Below are 25,924 nucleotides of genomic sequence, written 5' to 3' on the forward strand. Positions count from 1 at the left end.
ACAGGCCATGGCCGAGTGTGTCGAGAGCGAACTCTCCCTCTGGGATCCCGAGCGTGACCTGGTAGCCCTGCCGGGGGCGCCGGGTCGGTCGCACCGGCTGGGGGGACGGGTGCTGGCCGGGTTCGAGGAGGTGCGGGAGCGGATCGTGGCCGAGCGGCTGGTGAAGGTGGGGAAGCCGTCCTCGGGTCGGAGCCGTGACCCCTTTCCCACGTTGCCCGCCGTCACGGTGCTCGACGCGTCGGCCGAGCCCCTGCTCCGGCAGCGGGTGCGCATTGTCGTGGAGTGTATGGAGCGTCTGGTCAGGCGGTATCCGTGTGACGCCGAGCTCCAGGAGTTCCTGGACGTTCCGCCGGTGTTGCGCCGGTGGATTCTTCGGCATGTCGAGCCGGAAGAACTGCGGGTGGACTTCTGCCGCCTGGACCTGCTGGGGGAGAGTCTGGGCTCGGTGCGCGTGCTGGAGTTCAATCCGAGCAGCCCCGGCGGTGTCATCTCCTCCGGCATGCTCCACCGCTTCTGGCGCGAGTCGTCGTTCGGTGACGTGCTGGCCCGATGGGGGGTGACCGAAGCCCCGATGGAACGGCCGGAGTGGTTCGCGGACTGGTTGATCGACTACGGGCGCGAGCGTGGCGTCCGCGACGAGGACGCCCTACGCGTCGGAGTGTTCCATTCGCGGCTGAGCACCAAGTTCGAACTCGACCAGGTGGACGCGCAGCTCGTGCGGCGCGGACGTGCGCCGGTGGAGCTGTACCCGGACGATGTCGAAGGGGCGAAGGCCCTGCGGCTGGGATACCTCAAGTACATTCCGGTCGACGCCGGTGAAGTGCGGCGCTGGGAGACGTTCTGCTCCCGCATGGTGGCAGCGGACCTGGTGGTGCCCAACGCACTCGGCGAACGCTGGGTCGCGGAGAACAAGCTCTGTCTGGCGGCCCTGTCCGACCCCCGGTTCCGACGGTTGTTCACCCCGCGGCAGTGCGCGGCTCTCGACGCGCTCGTACCGTTCGGCCGCAAGCTCGGCGACGGTCTGAGCGAAGCGGAGGCTGTCGCCGACCGCGAACACCTGGTGCTGAAGGCGCCCTACGGATGCCGCGGTGAAACCGTCACCGTCGGCGCGCAGACCCCTGCGGACGCCTGGGCGAGCCTGGTCCGGGACCCGGCGTACCGCGGCTGGCTGCTCCAGGAACACGTCGTGGCATCCGCGGTCGAGACACGGGACGGCACGTACTTCCGGGACCTGCTGGTGCCGGTGCTGAACGGCCGGGTCATCGGCTACGCGAGCCGCATGAACCGGGGCCACCTCCTGAACGGGTCACGCGGCGGCGCGGCTCCCGCGGTGTTCGCTCCGCACGAGCTGTGCGACACGACAGCGCTCCCGCCCGCCGGGAGCGGGTCCGCGTCACCCACCGGCCCGGCCTGACCCGGAACACGGCACCGGCCTCGCCGCCCGCGGTGACGGCACCCGCGGGGTCGAGGTCAGAATCGGGGACGTGATCGGCGTCAGGAACAGCTCCGGCGCCAAGGAGTTCATGATCACGGATGTGAGCGGGGGCCGGGCGACGGTGGCTGTCGGCCCGTTCGACACCCCCTTCACCACGTCCGTGAACGGTGGTGTGGAGATCGACGGGGTCTCGCTGGAGATCACTCCGCTGGACAGCGAGCGTGCGATCGCCAAGGTCTCCCGAGACGCGGAGGCGGTCAGGGGGACCGCGTCGTGCCGCGCCGAGGCTCGATCCTCGGCGTTGCTTCTTCGGCGAGAACCACTGGGCCCCGATGGCGGGGCCGGCGGCTCAGGGCCGGCCGGCGGCCGGGATCTCCTCCCCCGGCGGCACCGGGCCGGGCGGTGTCCCGTCCCCGAACGGCCGGCCGCCCAGCTCCTCGCGGTGGTGCGGGGTCAGCCAGCCGGACAGGTCGGGGCCCAGGGGCACGATGCCGGTCGGGTTGATTCCGGTGTGGACCCGGTAGTAGTGGCGCTTGATGTGGTCGAAGTCGACCGTGTCCCCGAAGCCGGGCGTCTGGTAGAGATCCCTGACGTAGGCCCAGAGCACCCGGTTCTCCGCCAGTTTGTACCGGTTGCACTTGAAGTGTCCGTGGTAGACGGCGTCGAAGCGGACCAGCGTGGTGAACAGCCTGATGTCCGCCTCGGTGAGGGTGTCCCCCACCAGATAGCGGCGCTCCGCCAGCCGCTCGGTGAGCAGGTCGAACCGGCGGAAGACGGCTCGGTAGGCGTCCTCGTAGTCGCTCTGTCCCGTCGCGAAGCCGGCCCGGTACACGCCGTTGTTGACATCGCGGAAGACCCCTTCCATGACCTCGTCGATCTCCTCGCGCAGCGCCTCCGGATAGAGGTCGGGGGCTCCCGGCCGGTGCAGCCGTGTCCACTCGGTGGCGAGGTCGAGGGTGATGCGCTGGAAGTCGTTGGTGACCAGCTGCCCGCTGGGTACGTCCACGATCGCGGGGACGCTGACCCCGCCGGGGTAGCCCGTCTCGCGCGCGTCGTACGCCTCGGCGAGGAAACGGATGCCGAGGACGGGGTCGCGGCCGTCCGGGTCGAGGGTGAAGCGCCAGCTGCGGTCGTCCTGGATCGGGTCGGCGACGGCGATCGGCAGGGCGCTCTCCAGCCCGAGGAGGCGCCGGGAGACGAGGGCGCGGCTCGCCCACGGGCAGGCGCGGCTGACCACCAGGCGGTAGCGCCCGGCCTCGACCGGCCAGCCGTCCCGGCCGTCGGCCGTGATCCGGTCCGCGAAGTGGCTCCGGGAACGCTTGAAGGGCTTCTTCCCGTACTCCGTATTGCCTTCGGTGGACGGGCTCATCGCCGGTCTCCTTCGCGGGTGGGGGCGAGGACGCTGCGGACCGCACCCTACTGCCCGCGCCCGGCCGGGACGCGGCGCACACGCGCACGGGCCCGCGCGGGGTGAACGCGCGGGCCCGTGCCCGGTGTGCGGTCCGCCGACCGGGGCCGGCGGACCCCCCGGTCAGCTGACGTTGATCGCGGTCCAGGTGGCGGCGACCGCCTTGTACTCGGTGCTGCTCGTCCCGTACAGGGCGCCCGCGGCGCTCAGCGTCGCGGTGCGCGCGCCGGCGTACTTGGTGGTGGACGTCATGTACGTGGTGAGGGCCTTGTACCAGATCTGGATGGCCTTGTCCCGGCCGATGCCGGCGAGCGTCGAGCCGTCGTACGTGGGGCTGTTGTAGCTCACGCCGTTCACGGTCTTCGCGCCGCTGCCCTCGGACAGCAGGTAGAAGAAGTGGTTGGCGGGGCCGGAGGAGTAGTGGACGTCCACGTTGCCGAGGGTGGAGGACCAGTAGTCCTTGGACGCGCCGTCCTTGCTCGGCTTGTCCATGTAGCGCAGCGGGGTGCCGTTGCCGTTGATGTTGATCTGCTCGCCGACCAGGTAGTTGCCCGGCGCGCTCGTGTTGTTGGCGTAGAACTCGACCGCCGCGGCGAAGATGTCGGAGGTGGCCTCGTTGAGGCCACCGGACTCACCGCTGTAGTTGAGGTTGGCCGTGGCGGCGGTGACGCCGTGGGTCATCTCGTGCGCGGCCACGTCGAGCGAGGTGAGCGCGTTGCTGTTGCCCGAGCCGTCGCCGTACGTCATGCAGAAGCAGCTGTCGCTCCAGAACGCGTTGACGTAGCTGTTGCCGTAGTGGGCGCGGGAGTAGGACGCGACACCGTTGTTCTTGATGCCGTTGCGGCTCAGCACGTTCTTGTAGAAGTCCCAGGTGGTGGCGGCGCCGTAGTGGACGTCGACACCGGCGGTCAGCCGCCCGCCCGACCAGGTGTCGGTGGAGTTGGTGAAGAGGGTGCCGGTGCCGGAGGTGCCCTGGTTGAGGTCGTACGTCTTGTGACCGCCGCGACCGCTGTCGGTGAGGTTGTACGTGCTGCCGCTCTTGGTGGTGCCGATGGTCACCGTGCCGTTGTACTTGCCGGTTCCGGTGCCGGTCTCGATGGCCTCGTCCTTGAACAGCTCCTTGCCGGTGGCCGCGTCGGTGACGACGTGCAGCTCGCTCGGCGTGCCGTCGGGCTGGAAGCCCTTGACGACGGTCTCCCAGGCGAGCACGGGGGTGCCCTCGGCCGCCCAGATCACCTTGCGGGGGGCGTCCTCGGCGGCCGCCTTGGCGGTCTTCTCGGCCGAGGCGGTCCTGAGAGCGGTCGTCTTCGCGGCCGAGGAGGTGACCTCGGCGGTGGTGGAGGCCACGGCTATCCGGGCCGAGACGGCCTTGGTGACCGTGGTCTTCCCCGCGGCGGGCTCATGGACGACGAGATCGCCGCCGAGAACGGGCAGACCGGCATAGGTCCGCTCGTAGCGGGTGTGGACCGTGCCGTCGGCGTCCTTGATGACATCCCGGACGACCAGCTTCTCCTGGGCGCCGAGGCCCAGGGACTTCGCCTGGCTCGCGGTCTCCGCCTGCGCGTCCTGGATGGCCTCGACACGCTGGCCGGGCGTCAGCGCGAGAGCGGTGGCGCCGGCCTCACGGGTGGGGTCCGGCTGGGCGCTCGCGGTGCCCGACTGCACGCCGACGACCACCATGGCGGCGGACGCGACGAGTGCCGCGACGCGCGCGGAGGTCTTGCGGGAGGTGGTGGTGCGGGGGGAGGAAGCTACGAGTCTCACTCAGTCTCCAAGGGTGTCGGGCCGCCGGTGAGCGTGCCCTCAGTGGGGAAAGCGGGGGCCGTAGGGGTGCGGCCACCGCCCATGGTTCTGAGCTGCGCATGTCATGAAGCAGCTCGCCACGTGATCCACACGCGGTGAGCCGTCCAGAGAGTGACATCGAATCGACCCGTTCGGACAGAGCGGATACCAGGATTTGACCTCGTGTTGTCAATTCCGCGCGCCGAAAATGCATCAATCGGGCTTAATCGCCGGGTGGTTCGGGCGGCGGCATGAGGGCGGAGAGCCCCGGCGGACGACAGCCGGGACCCTCCGCGTCAGGGGGGCGCGCGAGCCTGCCGCGCGCTGTGGCGCTATTCGAAGAGATCCCCGTACGAGCCGAGCGCCAGCGCGATGTCCGCCTGCGCCCAGAATCGGTGATAGGTGAAGGTCGGCGCGGCGCCGCCCTTCAGATACGCCTCGACCTTGGACCAGGCCGGGTCGCTCTTGTAGAAGGAGCGGATCGAGGAGAAGGTGGAGGCGGAGTTGATCGTGTCGCCGTTCGGCATGGTGCCGGTCCAGCCGCTCGGTACGTACACCGGCTCGTTGAAGCGGCTGTAGTCGGAGCGGGTCTCGGGCACCGCGATGCCCAGGGCGTCCCTGTGGTGGTCCCACATGCCGTCGAGCAGGGCCTTGGCCGTCGTCCTGGCGGCCGTGTCGCCCGACTTGGCCGCGTAGTAGGAGAGGGTCTTGGCGTAAGCGGCGGCCACTCCGACATCGTCGGTGTAGTCAGCGACGGTCACATGGAGTCCGGTGTTGCCGCCGGGCGTCGTGGCGTTCCAGGTGTCCGGCTTGCCGGACCACTGGAGGGTGGACGGGATGCGGTACGTGCCGTCCGGGTTGATGGTGGTCTTGGACAGCGCCCAGCCCACCCACTTGTCCAGCACGGCCTTGGCCGCGCTGTCACCGGTCCGCTGGTAGTACTCCGCGACCCGTTCCATGGACCACGCCTGGAACCCGAACCACTGGTTGGACGGCGGGTCGTGGTAGACGGGGGCCTCGTCGTAGTACATGCCGTAGAAGGTCGGGGTACCGGCCGGCGGCTGGGCGTAGCGGCCCTGCCAGCTGTTGGTCGCACCGCCCGCGATCCCGCCCTCGGCGGACTGGAGCCAGCGGTAGAACTCCACCTGCCGCTTGAGGCTGGTGGTCCAGTCCTGCTGGCCGGTGGCCGACTTGGGTTTGAGATCGGCGTACGAGCTGAGCGCCCAGGCGGCCATGGGGTTCTGGTAGCCGCTGTGGCTGAAGCTGGATCCGATGCGCCAGGCCCACCCCGCCGAGGTGTCGGTGGCGCCGCCCCAGGCGTAGTACCACGAGAGCAGATAGTGCGAGCTGTTCTTGCCGCTGCCCGCCGGGCAGGCGGTCTCGCCCACGCAGTCGCCGACCTTCTTGAAGTACTTGTCGTACATGGCGTAGCGGAGGTAGTCGCCCATCTTGGCGGCCTTCGCGACATTGGCCGCGACCTGGCTGCCCTTGCCCTGCTCCTTCGCCCATTCCGAGGCCCAGTACGCGGCCTGGACGACCCGGGCGTCGGCGTCGGGGGCGTTGGTGAACTTCCACTGCTTGGCGTAGGAGGCGTCACCGGTGAACAGGTCCAGATAGCCGTTCTTGCCACCGTACTTGAAGGCGTCGCAGGTCGGCTGGGTCACGGTCTCCCAGACCGACTCCTGCGAGCCGCGCTGGAAGGTGTTGATGTAGGAGGGCCCCTTCTCGGCCGGCCCCGCCTCGCACTTGCCCGGCGAGTTGCCGAAGCCGTAGACGTTGTCGACGTCCTGGATCCAGTGCATGCCGTAGATGTCGTCGGTGCCGTACGCGCTCTTCAGCTCGGCCGCGATCGGGTCGTTGCCGACCGGGACGTTGCTGTTGAGCTGGGAGGGGTACTGCGAGGGCTGGTCCCATTCGGGCGCGTAGGTGGCCGGTTTCGACGCGTTGTAGAAGCTGTTGGTCGGCTGGTCGGCGTGGGTGGGGATCATGTACTTCTCCATGATGTCCCAGGCGCCGTTGAACTTGGTCCAGTCGCCGGTGACCTTGCCGTACATGGCCTGGAGCCAGATCAGATAGCTGTACGCCTCCGAGGTCGTCTCGTGGCCCTGGTCGGGCGCCTCGACGATCAGGGTCTCCACCGAGTGGTACGGGACGCCCTCCGGCGAGAAGTAGCCGGCGGCCGGGTCGGTGATCTTGCCGTACAGCTCCAGGAACCGGGCGTCGTAGGTGCTCGCCGCGGCCAGCTGGGTGACGGTGACGTCCGCCTTGGTCTGTCCCGGCGCGCTCGCGGTGATGGTGGCCGCGCCGGTGCCGGTGGCCGCCGCGGTGACGGTCACCTGCTGGGGGGTGTTCCAGTTGGCGGTGGTGAAGGTGAGGCTGCCGCCGCCGGTGACGGTGAGGGCGGTGTTGCCGGCGGTGCGGGCGACGGTGACATTCACCGCGGCCGTCGGCTGGGTGGAGAGCTTCACCCCGAAGGTGCCCGTCTTGCCCTGCTGGACGCCCAGTTGGGCCGGGGTCGCGACCAGCGAGGGGCCCGCGACGACGCGCACACCGACCGGGGTCGACTCCGAGGAGGCGCCCTGGCCGTCGTACGCCTTGGCGTACAGGGAGAGGTCACCGGCCGGGACGCCGGTGTAGTCGAAGGTGTACGGCGAGGTGGTGTCGGTGCCGAGCAGCTTGGTGTCGCTGTAGAACTCGACCTTGGTGATCCCGGCGCCGTCGGCGGCCGCCGCCGTGGCGGTCATCGGGATGGTGCCGCCCGCCGTGAAGACCGCGCCGGGGGCGGGACTGCTCAGTACGGTGATGGGCGGCTGATGCGCGCCCGTGCAGGTGACACCGTTGACGGCGAAGGCGGTGGGGGCGGCGTTGGCGCCGCTGTAGGTGAAGTTGGCGCCGGTGGTGGCCGCGGCCCCCGGCGCGATCGAGCCGTTGTGCGAGGCGTTCTTGACCGTGACGGTCTTGCCGGACTGCGTCCAGGTACCGTTCCAGCCGCTCGTGAGGGTCTGGTTGCCCGCGTAGCCGTAGGTCAGCGTCCAGCCGTCGAGGGCGTCCGTACCGCGATTGGTGATCGTGAGGTCGGCGGTGAAGCCCGAACCCCAGTCGTTCGTCTTGTAGTCGACGCCGCACTGGACCGCCGCGGCCCGGGCGGGGGTGGAGCCGATCGCGGTCATACCGAGCGGGAGGGACAGGACGGCCGCCAGGGCGGTGAGCAGCCGTCGGGTACCGCGCCGGCGGCGGCGTTCGCCGAGCGGTGGGGGTGCGCCTGGTGGGGAGCCTCGTAAACCGAGCATGGAGGGGTCCTCCTCGCGGTCCGGTGCGGGTGAGGGTGGGGAGACGAACCAGTGGGAGCGCTCCCAAGCGTTGAGCGGGTACGTGCACCTGTCAAGACTTTGAACAAGACGCACGTCCAGCCGAGTTCGGAGGTAAAAGAATTCAACTGGGCTGTTGACTCACGCCACTTCGGCGCTACCGTCGAACACAACCAGTGGGAGCGCTTCCATCAGTCATACGTCGCGTCAGGCGGCGTATCGGCCCGAGGAGTCGCTCCATGCGAGCACCACCGCGCCTCGGCGCACTGCTGGCCGCCGCGGCTCTGGCCGTGGCGGGCACCGCTTTGGTTCCGCAGGCAGCCGCGTCGGGAACCGCGGCCACCTGCACGGTCGAGTACAGCACCACGAGTCAGTGGAACGGCGGCTTCCAGGGCGGCGTCACACTGACCAACAACGCGACACCGGTCGAGAACTGGACACTCACCTTCGACTTCCCCGGAAGTCAGCAGGTGACCCAGGGCTGGAGCGGCAAGTGGTCACAGTCCGGCAGGACGGTGACCGTCGTCAACGAGAGCTGGAACGCCCGGATTCCGACCGGTGGCTCGCTCAGCGCCGGTTTCACCGCCTCGTGGTCGGGGTCGAACCCCGCTCCGACCGCGTTCAAGCTCAACGGCACGACGTGCGAAGGGCCTTCGGGCCCCGGCACCCCGACCGACCCCCCGACCGACCCGGCCGGCGCTCCACCGAGGCTCCATGTCTCGGGCAACAAGCTGGTCGATCAGAACGGCGCCACCCGCCGCATGCTCGGAGTCAACCGCTCCGGCGGCGAGTTCATGTGCATCCAGGGCTACGGCTTCTTCGACGGCCCGGTCGACGACGCGTCCGTGAAAGCCATCGCGGACTGGAAGGTGAACACCGTACGGGTACCCCTCAACGAGGAGTGCTGGCTCGGGCTCGCCCACGTCAAACCGGAGTACGCCGGGGCGCGTTACATCAGCGCGGTGAAGGAGTACGTGGCCAGGCTGGAGGCGCACGGCATCACCCCCGTGGTCGAACTGCACTGGACCAACGGGAAGTACACGGGCGGCGACAGCCACTGCCCGGACACCGAGTACGCGACCTGCCAGAAGCCGATGCCCAACGCGAAGTACACCCCGGCGTTCTGGAGTTCGGTCGCCGAGACGTTCAAGAGCGATCCGGCGGTGGTGTTCGATCTGTTCAACGAACCCTTCCCGGACCGGGCCACCTCCAGCCTGGACGCGGCCTGGACCTGCTGGCGCGACGGCGGCAGCTGCCCCGGCATCGACTTCCAGGTCGCCGGAATGCAGTCGCTGGTGAACGCGGTACGGGCCACCGGCGCCGGGAACCTGGTGCTGGTCCCCGGTCTGGCGTACGCGAACGACATGCGCCAGTGGCTCGCGTACCGGCCGAACGACCCGGCGGGCAACCTCGCCGCCGCCTGGCACACGTACAACTTCAACACCTGTTCCAGCGAGAGCTGCTGGAACGAACAACTCGCCCCGGTCATGGCACAGGTGCCGCTGGTGGCGGGCGAGATCGGCGAGAACACCTGTGCGCACGGCTATATCGACCGGGTCATGGCCTGGCTGGACGGCCGCGGCGCCTCGTACCTCGGATGGACCTGGAACACGTGGGACTGTTCCTCGGGCCCCTCCCTGATCAGTGACTACAACGGCACGCCGACCAGCTTCGGCGTAGGACTCCGTGACCATCTGAAGGGACTCTCATGAGCCGCACCACCTCTCCCCCGCGCCGAGCGAGGACGGCGGTCCTGGCCGCGTTCGCGCTGGTCGCCGGGGTCGCCGGCACGACGACCGCACTGGGCGCCCCCGCCAGCGCGGCGGCTGCGGGCTGCACCGTCGACTACAAGATCCAGAGTTCATGGTCGGGCGGCTTCTCCGCCGATGTCGCCGTGACCAACACCGGTGATTCGGTGAGCAGTTGGAAGCTGGAGTGGAGCTTCGCCGGGGACCAGAAGATCACCCAGGGCTGGAACTCCACCCTCACCCAGAGCGGTACGGCGGTCTCCGCCGCCAACGTCGCCTGGAACGGGACCCTGGCCACCGGCGGCTCGGCGAGCTTCGGCTTCAACGGCAATGTCACCGGGACCAACGCGGTACCGACCACCTTCAAGCTCAACGGGGTGACCTGCAACGTCCCGGGCGGCGGGGGCGGCGACGGGGGCGGTGGGGACGACGGCGGCTCCACCGACCCGAGCGCCAGGGTCGACAACCCGTACGCCGGTGCCAAGGTGTACGTCAACCCGGACTGGTCAGCGAAGGCGGCGGCGGAGCCGGGCGGCAGCAAGGTCTCCAACCAGCCGACGGGCGTCTGGCTGGACCGGATCGCGGCCATCCAGGGCACCAGCACCGCCCGGGGGCTGCGCGGCCACCTCGACACGGCGCTGACCCAGGCGGCCGGCAGCCCGATGGTCGTCCAGCTCGTCATCTACAACCTGCCGGGCCGGGACTGCGCCGCGCTCGCCTCCAACGGAGAGCTGGGCCCGACGGAGATCGGCCGCTACCGGACCGAGTACATCGACCCGATCGCGGCCATCCTCGCCGACAGCAAGTACGCGAGCCTGCGCATCGTGACGACGGTCGAGATCGACTCGCTGCCCAACCTGGTCACCAACGTCTCGCCGCGGGCCACCGCCACCCCGCAGTGCGACGTGATGAAGGCCAACGGCAACTACATCAAGGGCGTCGGCTACGCGCTGAACAAGCTCGGCGCCGTCCCCAACGTCTACAACTACGTGGACGCGGGACACCACGGCTGGATCGGCTGGGACGACAACTTCAACGCGTCCGCGCAGGTCTTCAAGCAGGCCGCGACCGCCGAGGGCAGCACGATCGACAAGGTCGCCGGCTTCATCGTCAACACCGCCAACTACGGGCCGACGAAGGAGAACAACTTCACCATCAACGACAGCGTGGCCGGCAAGTCGGTCCGTGAGTCGGCGTGGGTGGACTGGAACCGGTACGTCGACGAGCAGTCGTTCGCCCAGGGGTTCCGGCAGGAGCTGGTGAGCGTCGGCTTCAAGTCGGACATCGGCATGCTGATCGACACCTCCCGCAACGGCTGGGGCGGCACGGCGCGGCCCACCGGACCGGGCGCCCAGACCAGTGTGGACACCTATGTGGACGGCGGGCGCTACGACCGCCGCATCCACCAGGGCAACTGGTGCAACCAGTCGGGAGCCGGGCTCGGCGAGCGGCCGAAGGCCGCGCCCGCAGCCGGGATCGACGCGTACGTCTGGATGAAGCCCCCGGGCGAGTCCGACGGCGCGAGCAAGGCCATCCCCAACGACCAGGGCAAGGGCTTCGACCAGATGTGCGACCCGACGTACACCGGCAACCCGCGCAACAACAACCACATGTCCGGGGCGCTGCCCAACGCGCCGCTCTCGGGTGACTGGTTCTCCGCGCAGTTCCAGGAGCTGCTGAAGAACGCCTACCCGGCGCTGTAGAACCGCCCGTTCCACCGCTCCACCGTCCCACCGGCAGGACGACCGGCGGGCCCCGCACCGGGGCCCGCCGGTCCGTCGTGTCACGGGTTACCCGTGCGTAGTCCACGGGCGGGAGGTGACATCGGCGACTGTCCCATGTTTCCGGGAGGTGACACGGTTGGGCCTGTCATCAGCCGAGGGAGAGCGTGTGAACAAGGGCTACGCCGTATTCTGCGACGCGGACCGGCACTTCTACGACGCACCGCACCGGAGCGCGTCCACCGACGCCACCGGGCACGGCGCGCTGTACGAAGCCGCCGAGCGGCCGGCCCCCGCGGGCTGGCAGCGGCACCGCGCCGGTGACTGGCTGGCCTGGCGTCCGCTCGACCGCCCGCTGCCCGCCCAGGGCTGGAAGATCCATGTGTCGGCGCGGCTGGACAACGCGGAGTCGGTGCTCGCCCGGGTCATGGAGTACTGCGTACCGCGCCGTGTGGCCTTCAAGTTCGTACCGAGCCGCTATCTGCTGCACAACCGCAACGCCAAGTACGCGGACCGCGCGGCCAGCGGCAAGTTCATCACCGTCTATCCGGCGGACGACGCGCAGTGCGGTGTGACGGCCGCCGAGCTGGACGCGCTGCTGGCCGGCGAGGACGGCCCGTACATCCTGAGCGACCTGCGCTGGGGCGCGGGACCGGTCCATCTGCGCTACGGCAGCTTCACCGAGCGGAACTGCTACGACGCCGACGGAGTGCTGCGCCCCGCCGTGGAGAACGCCGAGGGCGGACTCGTACCGGATCTGCGCGGTCCGGTCTTCCGGATACCCGAGTGGGTCACACCGCCCGCCTTCCTGCGTCCGCATCTGGCGGCCAGGGACGCGATGAGCGTGGCCGGGCTGCCCTACCGGGTCGAGCGGGCGCTGCACTTCTCCAACGGTGGCGGTGTGTATGTCGGCCGGCATCTGGAGACCGGCGAGCAGGTGGTGCTCAAGGAGGCGAGACCGCACGCCGGACTCGCGGCGGACGGCGCCGACGCGGTGACGCGCCTGGGGCGTGAACAGGCCGCGCTGGAAAGGCTGTCGGGGCTGAAGTGCACCCCGGAGGTACGGGACAGCCTCGAAGTCGGCGGCCATCGCTTCCTGGTGCTGGAATTCATCGAGGGCAAGCCCCTCAACAGCTTCTTCGCCCGCCGCCATCCGCTGATCGAAGCGGCGCCGGACGCCGAGCGGCTCGCCGAGTACACCGCCTGGGCGCTGCGCATCCACCGGCTGGTGGAGGAGGCCGTGGCCGCGGTGCACGAACGCGGTGTGGTCTTCAACGATCTGCATCTGTTCAACATCATGGTCTCCGAGGACGAGTCGTCGGTGGTGCTGCTCGACTTCGAGGCGGCGGCGCGCGTCGAGGACAACGGGCGTCAGACGGTGGCCAATCCGGGATTCGTGGCACCGCCCGACCGGCGCGGATTCGATGTCGACCGCTATGCGCTCGCCTGTCTGCGGCTGGCCCTTTTCATCCCGCTGACCAGTCTCTTCGCCATCGACCGCGGCAAAGCGGCCCATCTCGCCGACGTGGTGGCGCGGCAGTTCCCGGTGGAGCGCGCGTTCCTCGACGCCGCGGTGGCGGAGATCCTGCGCGAGCCGGGTGCCGCGGCGGCGGCGCCCACGCGCCGGGGTTCCGGGAGTGCGGCGGACGAGCGGCTCCGGCCACGGCCCGGCGGGTATCTTCCGGTGGCGCCCGGCGACTGGCCGCGCAGCCGGGACTCCCTGGTGAAGGCCATCCTGTCCACCGCCACACCGGATCGGGAGGATCGTTTCTTCCCCGGTGACATCGCCCAGTTCGCCACGCCGAGCGGCGGTCTGTCCTTAGGGTACGGAGCCGCGGGCGTGCTGTACGCCCTGGACGCGAGCGCGGGCGTGCACAGCGCCCAGGCCGAGGAGTGGCTGCTGCTGAGGACCAAGGAGCCCGCGTCGGGCACCCCCCTGGGCTTCTACGACGGTCTGGCGGGCGTCGCCTGGAGCCTCCACCGGCTCGGACACCGCCAATCCGCCCTGCACATGGCCGAACTGATGCTCAGTCAGTCCTGGCGGGAGATGCCACCGGATCTGCACAGCGGCTGCGCCGGATTGGGTCTCGCGCTGGACGCGCTCGCCGCGGACTCCGGCGAGACGGCGCTGCGCGACGCGTCCCTGCGCTGCGCCGAGCTGGCCGCCGCGGCGCTGGCGGGCGGCGGCGCACGGTCCGGCGGCCCCGGCCGGCCCGGCGGTGGTCTGCCCCGCGCCGGTCTGCTGCACGGGGCGAGCGGCGTCGCGCTGCTGTTCGTCCGGCTGTACGAGCGGACGGGCGACGGCGCCCTGCTGGACCTGGCGGCGGACGCGCTGCGCCGCGATCTGGCCCGGTGCAAGCAGGGGGCCGGCGGGGCGCTCCAGGTCGACGAGGGCTGGCGCACCATGCCGTACCTGGGCGCCGGCAGCGTGGGCATCGGAATGGTCCTGGACGACTATCTCGCCCACCGCGCCGACGACGCTTTCGAGCGGGCGCGCGGCGAGATCGTACGGGCGGCGCAGGCCACGTTCTACGCGCAGCCCGGACTCTTCCGCGGCGCCGCCGGAATGGTGCTGTATCTCAGCCGCACCACCGCGACGGGGCCCGGCACCGGTCCGGCCGACGTCCGGCGTCAGATCGACGCCCTCAGCTGGCACGCGATGACCTACCAGGGCCAACTGGCCTTCCCCGGCGAGCAGATGATGCGGCTGTCCATGGATCTGTCGACCGGCACCGCCGGCGCGCTCCTGGCACTGGCCGCGGCCTCCTCGCCCGAACGGCGGGTATGCCTGCCGTTCCTCCCGCCGCTCCGGCGGGCCCATGAGCCGGCTCGTACCACGAGCCGTGGCAGTACCACGTCCCCATGAATGAGAGGAACGACCATGAACCTTCTCGACCTGCAGTCGCTGGAGACCCCGAAGGAAGAGGCCATTGGTGATGTCGAGACCGGAAGCCGCGCGAGCCTGCTCCTGTGCGGCGACAGCAGCCTGAGCGTCACCACCTGTAACTGACGTACGGCGGGGCCCCGGGCGTGTGTTCGCGCCCGGGGCCTTCCCCGCGTCCCGGACCAGCCGGTCGAGGTCACGGTGCCGGAACCCGATCCGGTCCAGGACCTCCGGTGCCGGATTCCCCGGTCCGGGACCGGGGAAGATCCACGCACACTCCACACCCCCCGTCCCGGTCCCGCTCCGGAGGAGGACTTCTCCCCGATGGTGTTCTCACGTCGTGGCGCCCGCCGACCGCGCGCCTCGGCACACCCCGGCACCGGTCTGCTGCTCGGCGCCGCCCGGCACAGCGCGGGCCGGACCGCCGCGGTGTTCGTCTGCTCCGCCGCCTCGGCGGGCGCCTCCCTCGCGCTGCCGGCGGTCCTCGGCCGGACACTCGATCTCTCGCTCGGCCGGGACGGCGCGGCCGGCTTCTGGCTGGCCGTGTGCGTCGCGCTGATCACCGCCGAGGTGCTTCTCGACGCGCTGGAGGCCCTGTTGAGCGGTGTCACGAGCGCCCGGTCGACCGCCTGGCTGCGGAGCCGCGCGCTGAACGGCCTGCTGGGCGCCGCGCCGGAGCGCGCGGCGCGGCTGACCTCCGGTGACCTGGCGACCCGGTTGTCGGCGAACGCCACGGAGGCCGGTACGGCGCCGGTGAGCGCGGCGGCGCTGGCGGCCTCGCTGCTCGCCCCGGCCGGGGCGGTCGTCGCGCTGTTCCTGATCGACCTGTGGACGGCCGTCGCGTTCCTGGTGGGGCTGCCCCTGCTGGCGCTCGTGGTGCGCGCCTTCGCCCGGGGCACCTCCGACAGCGTCGCGCGCTACCAGCTGGTCCAGTCCGCCATCGCCTCCCGGCTGGTCGAGGTGGTGGACGGCGCGCGTACGGTGGCGGCCGCCGGCACGGCGGAGCGGGAACGCGACCGGATCCTGGCCCCCCTGCCCGAACTCGCTTTCCAGGGGCGGCGGATGTGGAAGGTGCACGGCCGGGCCGTCGCGCGCGGCGGTGTCCTCATGCCGCTGCTGACGACCGGCGTGCTGGCCGCGGCCGGCGTCGCGCTCGCGGCGGGCCGGATCAGCGTCGGCGAGCTGCTGGCCGCCTCCCGCTACGCGACACTGGCCGCCGGGATCGGCGCGGGGGCCGGACTGGTCGGCTCGCTCGTCCGGAGCGGTTCCGCCGCCCGCAGAACGGCCGGACCGGCCGGGCTGCCGCCCATGGCGTACGGCACCGAAACGCTTCCGGCCGAGGGGACGGGCGCGCTCGAACTACGCGGCGTGGGAGTCGTACGGGACGGCCGGACCCTGCTCGCCGGGGTGGACCTGCTGATTCCCGGCGGCGTCTCGGCTGCCGTGGTGGGCCGTTCCGGCGCCGGGAAGTCGACGCTCGCCGCCGTCGCCGGGCGGCTGTCCGATCCGGACGAGGGGAGGGTGTTGCTCGACGGCGTACCGCTGGAGTCCGTGGCGTACGGGGAGTTGCGCCGTGAGGTCGGCTACGCGTTCGAGCGTCCGGTGCTGTTCGGTGCCACGATCGGTGAGGCACTGGCCTCGGGGGCCGAGCACGCCTCCCCCGGCCGTGTCCGGGCGGCGGCCCACGCGGCGGGCGCGGACACGTTCGTACGGCTGCTGCCGCGCGGATACGACACCCCGACCGACGAGGCGCCGCTGTCCGGTGGGGAGTTGCAGCGGCTGGGGCTGGCTCGCGCCTTCGCGCACGCCGGACGGCTGCTGATCCTCGACGACGCGACCTCCAGCCTGGACACCGTCACCGAGCGGCAGGTGGAGCGGGCGCTCGCCCGGGACGTGCGCGCGGGCACCCGGCTGATCATCGCCCACCGGCTCTCCTCGGCGGTCCGGGCCGATCTGGTGGTCTGGCTGGAGGAGGGGCGGGTACGGGCGGTGGGGCCGCACGCGGAACTGTGGCGGTCCCCGGCGTACCGCGCCGTGTTCGCCGTGCCGCCGACGGCGCCCGAGTCGGTCCCGGCGCCCGAGTCGGTCCCGGCGGCCGAGTCGGTCCCGGCGCCCGAGTCGGTCCCGGTGTCGGAGACCGGGACGGTGTCGTCGGGGGCGGCGGCCCCGGCGACGGTCCCCGGCCCCGTCCCGCACGGGGAGGGCGGCCGGTGACCGGCCGGGCCCCGGCGGGCGTCGCGAAGGAGGCACGGGACAACCGGGGGACGCTGCGCCGGATGCTGCCCGAGGGCCGTCGTTTTCTGCTGCGCCGGAAGGGGGCGCTGATCAGGCTGGGCGGCTGGTCGCTGCTGGAGTCCGCGCAGACCTTCCTGGGCGGCTACTGCCTGGCGCGGGCGCTGGACCGGGGCTTTCTGGCCGGGGACACCAGGACGGGCCTGATCTGGCTGTCCGTCGCGGCGGCGGCGATCCTGGTCGGCGGACCGCTGGTGCGCGGCGTCTTCGCCCAACTGGCCGCGCTGGTCGAGCCGTTGCGCGACGCGCTGGTGCGCAGGGCGGTGAACGGTTATCTGCGCCGGGCGATGGCCGACCCGGCGCGAACCGACAGCGGCGCGGTCTCGCGGCTCACCCATCAGACGGAGATCGTCCGGGACAGCTTCGCCGGACTGGTGCTCACCGCCCGGTCCTTCGTCTTCACCGCGGTGGGGGCGCTGGCCGGGCTGCTGGCGCTGGCGCCCCAGCTCCTGCTGGTGGTCGTGGGTCCGCTGGCGCTGGGGCTGGCGCTGTTCCTCGCCACGCTGGCCCCGATGGCCACCGCGCAGCGCGCCTTCCTCGACGCCGACGAGGCCATCGCCGACCGGGCGGGCGCGCTCGGCGCCGGACTGCGCGACATCGCGGCCTGCGGTACGCGGGCGGAGGCGGTCGACCGTACGGAGCGGCTGTTCGCGGCCGGGGAGCGGACATCGCGCGTCCTGGCCCGCTGGGCGGCCGTGCGCGCCCTGGCGCTGGGTGTGGCCGGTCAGCTGCCGGTGATCACGCTGCTGGTCGCGACGCCCTGGCTGCTGCGGCAGGGGGTCACGGCCGGGGCGCTGATGGGGGCGCTGACCTATCTCGTACAGGCCCTGCTGCCCGCGCTGCACACCCTGATGACCGCCCTGGGCGCGGCCGGTACCCGGCTGCTCGTGGTGCTGGAGCGGTTCGAGGACGCGGCGCCGGACGCGCCCCTCATGCAGCCGGCGGCGCCGGGGACACCCGCGCCGCCCGGGCCGCGGCGGGGCGAGGCGCGACCGGGCCGCCGCCCGCCCGTCCCGCCGGCGGCGGAGATCCGCTCCGTCACCCTGGCGTACGGACCCGGTGCGCCGCCGGTCCTGGACGGGCTCGATCTCCGGGTCGCGCCGGGCGAGCATGTGGCGGTGGTGGGGCCGAGCGGCATCGGGAAGTCGACGCTCACCGGTGTTCTCGCGGGGCTGCTCGCGCCCGACCGGGGGACCGTTCTCCTGGCGGGAGAGCCGGTGGCCGGCCGGACGCCGTCCGAGCTGGCGGCGCTGCGGGTGCTGATCCCGCAGCAGGCGTACGTGTTCTCGGGCACGGTGCGGGAGAACCTGCTCCATCTGGCGCCCGAGGCGTCACCGCTGGCTCTGATCAGGGCGGTCGAGGCGCTGGGCGTCGACGCGCTGATCGGCCGGCTCGGCGGGCTGGACGCCCGGGTCGAGCCCGCCAGGCTCTCCCAGGGCGAGCGCCAGTCACTGGCGCTGTGCCGCGCCCATCTCTCCCCCGCCCCCCTGATGATCCTGGACGAGGCGACCTGTCATCTGGACCCGGTCGCGGAGGCTCGCGCGGAGCTGGCCCTCGCCGAGCGGCCGGGGACGCTGATCGTCGTCGCGCACCGGCTGTCGTCGGCGCGCCGGGCGGACCGTGTCCTCGTCCTGGACGGAACCAGGCCCGCGTACGGGACGCACGACGAGCTGCTCACACGGTCGGCTCTCTACCGTGATCTGGTCGGGCACTGGCAGGACGCCGGAGCGCGGGGCGCCTCGGACCCCGTCGGCTGAGAGGGCGGCGGCCGGGAGGGCGCGCGAGCGCCCATGGGCCGCGCCCCGGCCGGGGTCGTCCGCGCCGTCCGGGTCACAGCCAGCCCGCACCCTGCGATATCCGTATCGCGTCCAAGCGGTTTCGGCCGCCGACCTTCCGTATCGCGGCGGCGAGATAGTTGCGTATCGTCCCGTTGGACAGATGCAGTGATCTCGCGATTTCATCGATCGGGGCCCCTTCCGCGGCCAGCGCGAGGACGCTGAGTTCTCTCGGGGTGAGCGGCATCTGCGCCGCCTGGAGAAAATCGCAAGCGAGTGCTTCATCGACGAAACGCTCGCCTCGGGCGACTTTGTGGATGCCTTCCACTAATCTTCCCGGCTCCCCGTCCTTGCTGACGTATCCGAGCGCACCCGCGTCAAAAGCTTTGCGCAAAGCTCCCGGTTTCCGTGAGCTTGCCAGGACCAGCAGAGCCGGATCGTAGCCCAGGTCATCGCGGGTGAAGACCGCCTCCTTCCCATAGCCCGGAGAGTCGAGACAGTCGATGTCGGCTACATAGACATGCGGGGGAACACCGTAGGCCCCGCGAAATGCGGTACGCCCAGAGGCCGACGCCACATCGAGCGTCGTCTCGGAACGGAGTAACGCCACCAGGGCCGAACGCAACAGACCCAGTCTGTGCACCACAAGAACTCTGATCATGCGGCACCTCCTTATCGCCGTCGTCTACCCACACGACATAGTGGTCATTTACCTGTGCTCGCGCCTAGCACAATGCCCTACTCGTAAGGTGAGGAAGGCAACATCGGCAGCACGGGAGGGATTTCGCGCCACCTCGCGAGCCCCCACGTACAGCCGTGCGCCACTGTGCGCCCCTGGCAGAGCGGCCGTCCGGGCTCCCGGCCCGGCTCCCGCCGCGGCCGCGTCCGTGGCCGATGGGCGTCCGCCCGGGCCGACTCGGGGTACCCGCGTCCGCATCCGTACCCGTACCCGGCGCGCCACCGCTTCGGGAGAAGCCTGTCGGTTCCGGCGGGCGCAAAAAAGACAAAGGCAGGGAGATCTCTCCCTGCCACTACCAAGATATAGCGCACCGGGGGGCTTGCGGCAAGGCCCCGGTGGGGGCGCAGAATCGTCGGCCGAGGCCACAACCTGCGGAAATGAAGGGCACGAGTGTGTGTTGGTGTCGACGTATGGGCGAAGCGGTGATGTCGAGCCCGGCAGGTTCGGCGGAGTGGGAAGCACCGATGACCGGACCGGCCACCGCGGTGCGACGGAGCACGGCTGTCTCGAAGGTGACGCCGTGATCGAGCAGTACGTGTGGGATCTGCAAGAGGCTGACGAGACGCAGGTCGCGGTCGTCGGCGGCAAGGGCGCGCACCTGGGCGGGCTTTCGCGGATCGAGGGCGTCCGCGTCCCGGGCGGCTTCTGTGTGACGACGGACGCCTTTCGGCGGATCATGGCGGAAGCGCCGTCGATCGGCGATCGGCTCGATCAGCTGTCGCGCCTGGCCCCGGACGACCGGGAGGCGATCCGCGCGCTCAGCGCGCGGATCCGCCGGACCATCGAGGGGATCGCCCTGCCGGACGATCTCGCGGCGGCGATCACCCGCGCGCTCGCCCGGTTCGGCCGGCAGGCCGCCTACGCCGTCCGTTCCAGCGCGACGGCCGAGGACCTGCCGACGGCATCCTTCGCCGGCCAGCAGGACTCGTACCTGAACGTCGTGGGGCCGGAGGCGGTGCTCCGGCACATCAGCCGGTGCTGGGCCTCGCTGTTCACCGAGCGGGCCGTGACCTACCGGCGGCGCAACGGCATCGACGACCGTACGGTCCGGATGGCCGTGGTCGTGCAGCGGATGGTCCTCCCGCACGCGTCCGGCGTCCTGTTCACGGCCGACCCCGTCACGGGCAACCGGAAGACCGCCACTGTGGAGGCCGGTTTCGGCCTCGGCGAGGCCCTGGTCTCCGGTCTGGTGAACCCGGACGTCCACCAGGTGCGGCAGGGTGAGATCGTCGCCAGGTCGGTCGCCGTCGAACGGCGTGCCGTGCGGGCCCTGCCGGATGGCGGTACGCGGGAATCGGTATCCGGCCGGCGGCGGGAGCAGCCGGTGCTGACGGACGCGCAGGTGCTACGGCTCGTGGAACTCGGCCGGCGGATCGAAGCGCACTTCGGCAGCCCGCAGGACATCGAATGGTGCCTGGCCGACGAGGACTTCCAGATCGTGCAGAGCCGGCCGATCACGACGCTGTTCCCCGTCCCCGAGCGCGACGACCAGGAGAATCACGTCTACGTCTCCGTCGGCCATGGGCAGATGATGACCGACCCCATGAAGTCCCTGGGGCTCTCCGTGTGGCAGCTGACGGCGATGGCTCCGATGCACACGGCCGGCGGGAGGCTGTTCGTGGATGTCACCCGGCGGCTGGCCTCGCCCGCGAGCCGCGCCGGCCTCCTGGACACCATGGGGAGAGGCGATCCGCTGATGAGGGACGCGTTGGAGACCGTCCTCGACCACGACGGTTTCGTCCCGTCGCTCCCGGACGCGGGTCCGGGCGGGCCGCCGGCCGGCGGTGCGCCCGCCCCGGTCGAGACCGATCCGGCCGTCGTCACCGAGCTGATCGAGCGCAGCCGGGCGTCCGTCGCCGCCCTGGAGCGCGATATCCGGACGAAGAGCGGACCGGAGCTGTTCGATTTCCTGCTGGACGCCTTCGAGGAGCACAAACGAGCCCTGGGTGATCCGCTGAGCCTTCAGGCGATCATGGCGGGGATGGAGGCCACGTGGTGGCTCAACGACAAGCTGTCGGAGTGGCTGGGCGAGAAGAACGCGGCTGACACACTCACCCTGTCCGCCCCCGGCAACATCACGTCGGAGATGGGTCTGGCGCTGCTCGACGTCGCGGACGTGATCCGGCCGTGGCCGGAGGTGGTGGCGTTCCTGCGGGACGTCGAGGACGAGGGTTTCCTGGACGAGCTGGCGAAGCTCGCGGGCGGGGCCGAGGCACGCGACGCCATCGAGGCTTACCTCGACCGGTACGGCATGCGCTGCGCCGGCGAGATCGACCTCACGAGGCCACGGTGGCGCGAGCGCCCTTCCACGCTCCTGCCCGTGATCCTCGACAACGTGAGGATCTTCGAGCCGGGCGCCGCGGAGCGACGCTTCGAGCAAGGGCGGCAGCAGGCGCGGAAGAAGGAACAGGACGTGCTGTCCCGCTTGCGGGCCCTGCCGGACGGGGACCGGAAGGCCGACGAGACCGCGCGGATGATCGACCGGGTCAGAACCTTCATCGGGTACCGGGAGTACCCGAAGTACGGCATCGTCAGCCGCTATTTCGTCTACAAACAGGCCCTGCTGGAGGAGGCCGAGCGCCTCGTGCGGGCCGATGTGCTTTCCGAGAAGGAGGACATCTTCCACCTCACGTTCGAGGAACTCCACGACGTGGCGCGCTCGCAGCGGGTGGACGACCGGCTCATCCGGCGGCGCAAGGAGGCGTTCCGGTCGTACCACGCGCTCACACCGCCCCGGGTCCTCACCTCGGACGGCGAGGCCGTCACCGGGGCCTACCGGCGCGACGACGCACCGGTCGGCGCCCTGGTCGGCCTGCCGGTTTCCGCCGGGACCGTCGAGGGACGGGCCCGTGTCGTCCTCGACATGGCGGAGGCCGATCTCGAAGCGGGCGACATCCTGGTCACCACCTTCACGGACCCCAGCTGGTCGCCGCTGTTCGTCGGAATCACTGGCCTGGTGACAGAGGTGGGCGGCCAGATGACCCATGGCGCGGTGATCGCCCGGGAGTACGGCCTGCCCGCCGTCGTGGGCGTGGAGCGGGCCACCCGGCTGATCCGGGACGGGCAGCGGATCCGCGTGCACGGAACCGAGGGGTACGTCGAGATCCTCCCCTGACCTGGCATGCCTCCCCTGACCTGGCATGCCTCCCCCTGACCTGGCAGGCCGAGAGGCGTCCTCGTGGCGTCCGAAGCTTCCGGCCGAACAGTGCCGAGCAGTCGATGACCACCGCGAAAGTCCGTGGCCGACGTGTCAGGTGGCTCACGTCCGCCCCGGCGGGACCGGCGGGAGCGGCACCTCACCGGGCCTCGGCCGCCCTTCCATATCCTCCGTTTACTCCGTTTCGCCGGAAAGAGAGGAAAATGGCAACAGTGAGAGCGACAGGAGGCGGACGATGACGACGAAGAACCGCTACACCCCGGACCGAGGTCTGACCACGCGCATGGTGACCACCATGTTTCTGATCGGCCTGCTGTACGTGGTCCTGGTCGGGGTTCTGCTGGCGGTGCTGAACCACGCGTGGCCGATCATCCTGATCGTCGCGGGTGGTCTGTTCATCGCGCAGTTCTGGTTCAGCGACAAGATCGCGGCCTTCAGCATGGGCGCGCGGGAGGTCACCCCCGAGGAGGCGCCCGAGCTGCACGGCGCCGTGGACCGCATCTGCGCCCTGGCCGACATGCCCAAGCCCAAGGTGGCCATCGCCCGGAGCGATATTCCCAACGCGTTCGCCACCGGCAGGAGCGAGCGCAGCTCTCTCGTCTGCGCCACCACCGGGCTGCTGCGCCGACTGGAGCCGGAGGAGCTGGAAGGCGTCCTCGCGCACGAGATGTCCCATGTCGCGCACCGCGATGTCGCGGTGATGACCATCGCCTCGTTCCTGGGCGTGCTGGCGGGTCTGATCACCCGGTTCGCGCTCTACAGCGGACTGGCGCGCGGCAGCAGGAACGCGGGCCCCGCCGGTATCGCGATCATGCTCATACCGCTGGTCAGCGCGGTGGTGTACGCGGTCGGCTTCCTGCTGACGCGGCTGCTCTCCCGGTACCGCGAGCTGTCCGCCGACCGCGCCGCCGCCCTGCTGACCGGCCGACCCTCGGCGCTGGCCTCGGCCCTGACGAAGGTCAGCGGGCAGATGTCCCGGATCCCCACGGAGGACCTGCGCAAGGCCGAGCCGTACAACGCCTTCTTCTTCGTCCCGGCCTTCTCCTCGAAGGAGAGCCTGGGCCGGCTGCTCTCCTCGCACCCGACGCTCGAACAGCGGCTGGACCAGCTCGCCCGGATATCCGCCGATCTCGCCCGCCCCTGACGCCCCGCACCCGCCCGGCGCCCGAAACCGCGCGTCACCGCCCATAGCCTTACGCGACGTCCTCCCCTCCCGCAGCTCCACATCCCGCCATTCCCGCACAGTGAGGAGCCGGCCCTGTGGGCCTTCTCGACACCATCCTCGGCCGGAGCAAGCCGGTCCGTCCCGACCTCGACCAGCTGTTCTCCCTGCCCTCCGCCGCCCTCACCCTCCAGGCCGGGGCCGGTTACACCCCCACCGGTCTGGGGTCCGTGTGTTTCGCGGGTGTCGAGGGCGGCGGATTCGCCCGGATCAAGCAGGACGTGCAAGAGCTGCTCGACGCGGACAAGGACCGCTCGGGGCCGCCTGTGACGTTCAGCCAGGACGCGTACGGCTACACCTGGCTGCTCGCCCAGCGGGCACCGGACGACACGGCGGCCCTGGTCAACGACCTGCACGCGGTCAACACCCTGCTCCAGGACGGCGGCTTCGGACCGCACCTGCTCTGCTCGCTGCTCGGCTTCCAGGACGCGGAAGCGCGACCGCTGGCGCTCGTCTACCTGTACAAGCGGGGCAGCTTCTACCTCTTCGCACCGGTGCCCGGCGGCGCCGAGAAGCGCGACAGCCCACGGGAACTCCAGGTCAGGGCGGTACTGGGGGACGATCTGCGGATCGAACCCGACCTCGCCCGCTGGTTCCCCGTCTGGGGCGCGCCCGGGCTCTGACCTGGGTCCCTCACGGGCCCCCGTCCGGACCGCCCCACGGCCGGGTTCAGCCGGCGAACATCAGCGGCGCGACCCCGCCGACCCCCGGCTCCACGGTGAAGACCGCGCCCGCCGCCGGGTCCTCGCCGTCCGGCACGTCCTGGCGGGAGGTCGTGATGAACAGCCGCCGGTAGCCGTCACCGCCGAACGCGCAGGCGCTGACCTGGCGGGCGCCGACCTCGACCACCTCGTCCAGCGTGCCGTCCTCGGCGTACCTGCGGACCGCGGAACCGCCCCACAGCGCGACCCAGACCCCGCCGCGCGCGTCGAGGGTGATGCCGTCCGGGGCGCCGTCGGCCGGGTCGATGGTGACCCAGGGCTCGGGGGTGGAGAACCGGCCGGTCACCGGGTCGACGGTGATGCGGGCGATGGACTGGGTGGGGGTGTCGACGTAGTACGCGAAGGTGCCGTCCGGAGCCCAGGCGAGGCCGTTGGAGATGGTCACCCCGGTGTGGACGACGGAGACGGCGCCGCCCGGCGTCAGCCGGTACACGGAGCCGGCGCCGGGCCGGGTGTCGTAGGCCATCGTGCCGCAGTAGAAGTTGCCGGCGGGGTCGCAGCCGCCCTCGTTCATCCGGATCGAGCCGTCGCTCCACAGCTCCTCCCCGGCGCTCACCGTGCCGTCCGCGGCGATCAGGGCGAAGCCCCGCTCGACGGCCGCCACGACACCGCCCGACGCTCGGGGCCGCCAGGCGGCGGCTACGTCACCGAGGTGCTGCCGTACACAAGTGCCCTCGGAGTCGAAGGCGAGGAGGTCCCCGGCCAGCATGTCGACGATTCTCAGCTGTCCCGTGTGGGGATCCCAGCCCGGCCCCTCGCCGTGATGGGTGACGACTCCGGTCCAGTTCTCCGCGCGCATGCCCGCCCCTCTCGCAGAAACCACATCGACGATCACCGCATGCTAGTGCTGCCCGCAGAAGTTCGTCGGGGGCCCATCACGCTTTCTTGAGCGGGCTGCCGGCACAGGTCCGGCGGTACGGCTTCGCGATGCCCGTCCCGGCCGGGGAGCCCCGAGGGAGGGCTTGGGGCGCGGGCCTCGGGACGCTGCCGCGAGATGCCGTACGCTCCTGGCCCTCCCCGGCCCCCCGTACCGGAAACCCGGCCCGCGCCCTACGCGAAGGACGCGCGCAGCTCGGCGTCCCGCGCGTGCTTGTCCTCGGCCCTGGCCAGCACGGCGTCGACCTCGGCGCGCGGGATCACCGCCACCCCGTCGGAGTCGGCCACCAGCACATCCCCGGGGGTCACCACCACGCGCCCGATCGCGACGGGCACCCCGAGCCTGCCGGGTCCGTGCGCGGACGGGCCGGCCGGGGTGACGGCGCGGGCGAAGACGGGGAAACCCATGGCGCGCAGCTCGTCCACGTCGCGGACCGCGCCGTCGACCACGAACCCGACCGCGCCCCGGGCGCGCGCCCGCTCCGCGAGCACCTCGCCGACGAGGGCGTGCTCGGTGTGTCCCTGGCCGTTGACCACCAGGACGTCGCCCTCGCCGACGACGGCGAGGGCGTCGCGGACCAGCTTGTTGTCGCCGCCGGTGGTGAGCACCGTGCAGGCGGTCCCCACCAGCCGGGCGCCGGTCCACACCGGCCCGATCGCGGATTCCACGACATTGAGACGGTCCATCGCGTCGCCGAGGTCGGCGACGGGGAGCGCGGCCAGCCTCGCCCGGGTCTCGGGGTCGAGCGGTGATACGGATACGGTCACGCGGAGTCCTCTCGCGAGCGGGGGCGGGGTCAGGGGGGGGCGGCAGCCACGCACCGGCAGCCACGCAACCGGCACGGCGTGCGGGGG

General features: G+C 71.2%; 16 protein-coding genes. 10 read left to right on the forward strand and 6 right to left on the reverse strand.

The genetic code is table 11. The annotated features are described in order from the left end of the window. The first annotated feature begins 7 nt into the window (after nt 1–7). The gene (locus ACFY6S_RS19540) at nt 8–1,414 is read left to right on the forward strand and encodes a hypothetical protein (protein ID WP_388819112.1); all 1,407 of its coding nucleotides are present in this window, start codon (nt 8–10) and stop codon (nt 1,412–1,414) included. A gap of 370 nt (nt 1,415–1,784) precedes the next feature. Here ACFY6S_RS19540 and ACFY6S_RS19545 read toward each other — a convergent pair whose 3' ends face one another. The 3 genes from ACFY6S_RS19545 to ACFY6S_RS19555 form a co-directional block, all read right to left on the reverse strand. Next, a complete protein-coding gene (locus ACFY6S_RS19545) occupies nt 1,785–2,804 on the reverse strand; it encodes a glutathione S-transferase family protein (RefSeq protein WP_388819115.1) in 1,020 nt (339 codons plus the stop codon). A gap of 162 nt (nt 2,805–2,966) precedes the next feature. Beyond that, the gene (locus ACFY6S_RS19550) at nt 2,967–4,523 is read right to left on the reverse strand and encodes a M4 family metallopeptidase (protein WP_388819822.1); all 1,557 of its coding nucleotides are present in this window, start codon (nt 4,521–4,523) and stop codon (nt 2,967–2,969) included. A 434-nt stretch (nt 4,524–4,957) separates the two neighbouring features. Beyond that, nucleotides 4,958–7,915 carry a glycoside hydrolase family 48 protein gene (locus tag ACFY6S_RS19555; protein ID WP_388819119.1) on the reverse strand — a complete coding sequence of 986 codons (2,958 nt, stop codon included), beginning with the start codon at nt 7,913–7,915 and terminating at the stop codon, nt 4,958–4,960. Nucleotides 7,916–8,172: 257 nt separating this feature from the next. Here ACFY6S_RS19555 and ACFY6S_RS19560 point away from each other — a divergent pair, with 257 nt between their 5' ends. The 6 genes from ACFY6S_RS19560 to ACFY6S_RS19585 all read left to right on the forward strand — a co-directional run bounded on the left by ACFY6S_RS19560 (nt 8,173) and on the right by ACFY6S_RS19585 (nt 18,335). Continuing rightward, on the forward strand, nt 8,173–9,645 hold the full coding sequence (locus tag ACFY6S_RS19560; RefSeq protein WP_388819122.1) for a cellulose binding domain-containing protein: 1,473 nt from the start codon (nt 8,173–8,175) through the stop codon (nt 9,643–9,645). Further along, nucleotides 9,642–11,384: a glycoside hydrolase family 6 protein gene (locus tag ACFY6S_RS19565; RefSeq protein WP_388819125.1), complete on the forward strand. Its 1,743-nt coding sequence runs from the start codon at nt 9,642–9,644 to the stop codon at nt 11,382–11,384. The genes ACFY6S_RS19560 and ACFY6S_RS19565 overlap by 4 nt, the downstream gene beginning before the upstream one ends. Before the next feature lie 187 nt (nt 11,385–11,571). Next, nucleotides 11,572–14,268 carry a class III lanthionine synthetase LanKC gene (gene lanKC, locus ACFY6S_RS19570; RefSeq protein WP_388819127.1) on the forward strand — a complete coding sequence of 899 codons (2,697 nt, stop codon included), beginning with the start codon at nt 11,572–11,574 and terminating at the stop codon, nt 14,266–14,268. A gap of 15 nt (nt 14,269–14,283) precedes the next feature. After that, nucleotides 14,284–14,412, forward strand: coding sequence for a SapB/AmfS family lanthipeptide (locus ACFY6S_RS19575; protein ID WP_388819130.1), 129 nt, complete (start codon nt 14,284–14,286; stop codon nt 14,410–14,412). A gap of 198 nt (nt 14,413–14,610) precedes the next feature. Beyond that, the gene (locus tag ACFY6S_RS19580) at nt 14,611–16,500 is read left to right on the forward strand and encodes an ABC transporter ATP-binding protein (RefSeq protein WP_388819133.1); all 1,890 of its coding nucleotides are present in this window, start codon (nt 14,611–14,613) and stop codon (nt 16,498–16,500) included. A gap of 62 nt (nt 16,501–16,562) precedes the next feature. Next, the gene (locus ACFY6S_RS19585; RefSeq protein WP_388819825.1) at nt 16,563–18,335 is read left to right on the forward strand and encodes an ATP-binding cassette domain-containing protein; all 1,773 of its coding nucleotides are present in this window, start codon (nt 16,563–16,565) and stop codon (nt 18,333–18,335) included. 73 nt (nt 18,336–18,408) lie between these two features. On the opposite strand, the gene ACFY6S_RS19590 is transcribed toward ACFY6S_RS19585, so the two are convergent. After that, nucleotides 18,409–19,014, reverse strand: coding sequence for a LuxR C-terminal-related transcriptional regulator (locus tag ACFY6S_RS19590; RefSeq protein ID WP_388819136.1), 606 nt, complete (start codon nt 19,012–19,014; stop codon nt 18,409–18,411). A gap of 598 nt (nt 19,015–19,612) precedes the next feature. Between ACFY6S_RS19590 and rph the strand changes: the two genes are divergently transcribed. The 3 genes from rph to ACFY6S_RS19605 all read left to right on the forward strand — a co-directional run bounded on the left by rph (nt 19,613) and on the right by ACFY6S_RS19605 (nt 24,094). After that, nucleotides 19,613–22,207, forward strand: coding sequence for a rifamycin-inactivating phosphotransferase (gene rph, locus ACFY6S_RS19595; protein ID WP_388819828.1), 2,595 nt, complete (start codon nt 19,613–19,615; stop codon nt 22,205–22,207). Between the two features lie 277 nt (nt 22,208–22,484). Beyond that, entirely contained in the window at nt 22,485–23,393 is a 909-nt protein-coding gene (gene htpX, locus ACFY6S_RS19600) for a zinc metalloprotease HtpX (protein WP_388819139.1), read from the forward strand. A gap of 116 nt (nt 23,394–23,509) precedes the next feature. Continuing rightward, entirely contained in the window at nt 23,510–24,094 is a 585-nt protein-coding gene (locus ACFY6S_RS19605) for a hypothetical protein (RefSeq protein ID WP_388819142.1), read from the forward strand. A gap of 46 nt (nt 24,095–24,140) precedes the next feature. Here the strand turns inward: ACFY6S_RS19605 and ACFY6S_RS19610 are convergent, their stop codons facing one another. Continuing rightward, nucleotides 24,141–24,992 (reverse strand): SMP-30/gluconolactonase/LRE family protein, encoded by an 852-nt coding sequence (locus ACFY6S_RS19610; RefSeq protein ID WP_388819145.1) that lies wholly within the window; start codon nt 24,990–24,992, stop codon nt 24,141–24,143. A 251-nt stretch (nt 24,993–25,243) separates the two neighbouring features. Then, complete coding sequence (locus tag ACFY6S_RS19615) at nt 25,244–25,837, reverse strand: RraA family protein (protein ID WP_388819148.1); 594 nt, start codon at nt 25,835–25,837, stop codon at nt 25,244–25,246. Nucleotides 25,838–25,924: the final 87 nt, after the last annotated feature.

Source organism: Streptomyces sp. NPDC012835 (assembly GCF_042900885.1).
In the GTDB taxonomy this organism is placed as follows: Bacteria; Actinomycetota; Actinomycetes; order Streptomycetales; family Streptomycetaceae; genus Streptomyces.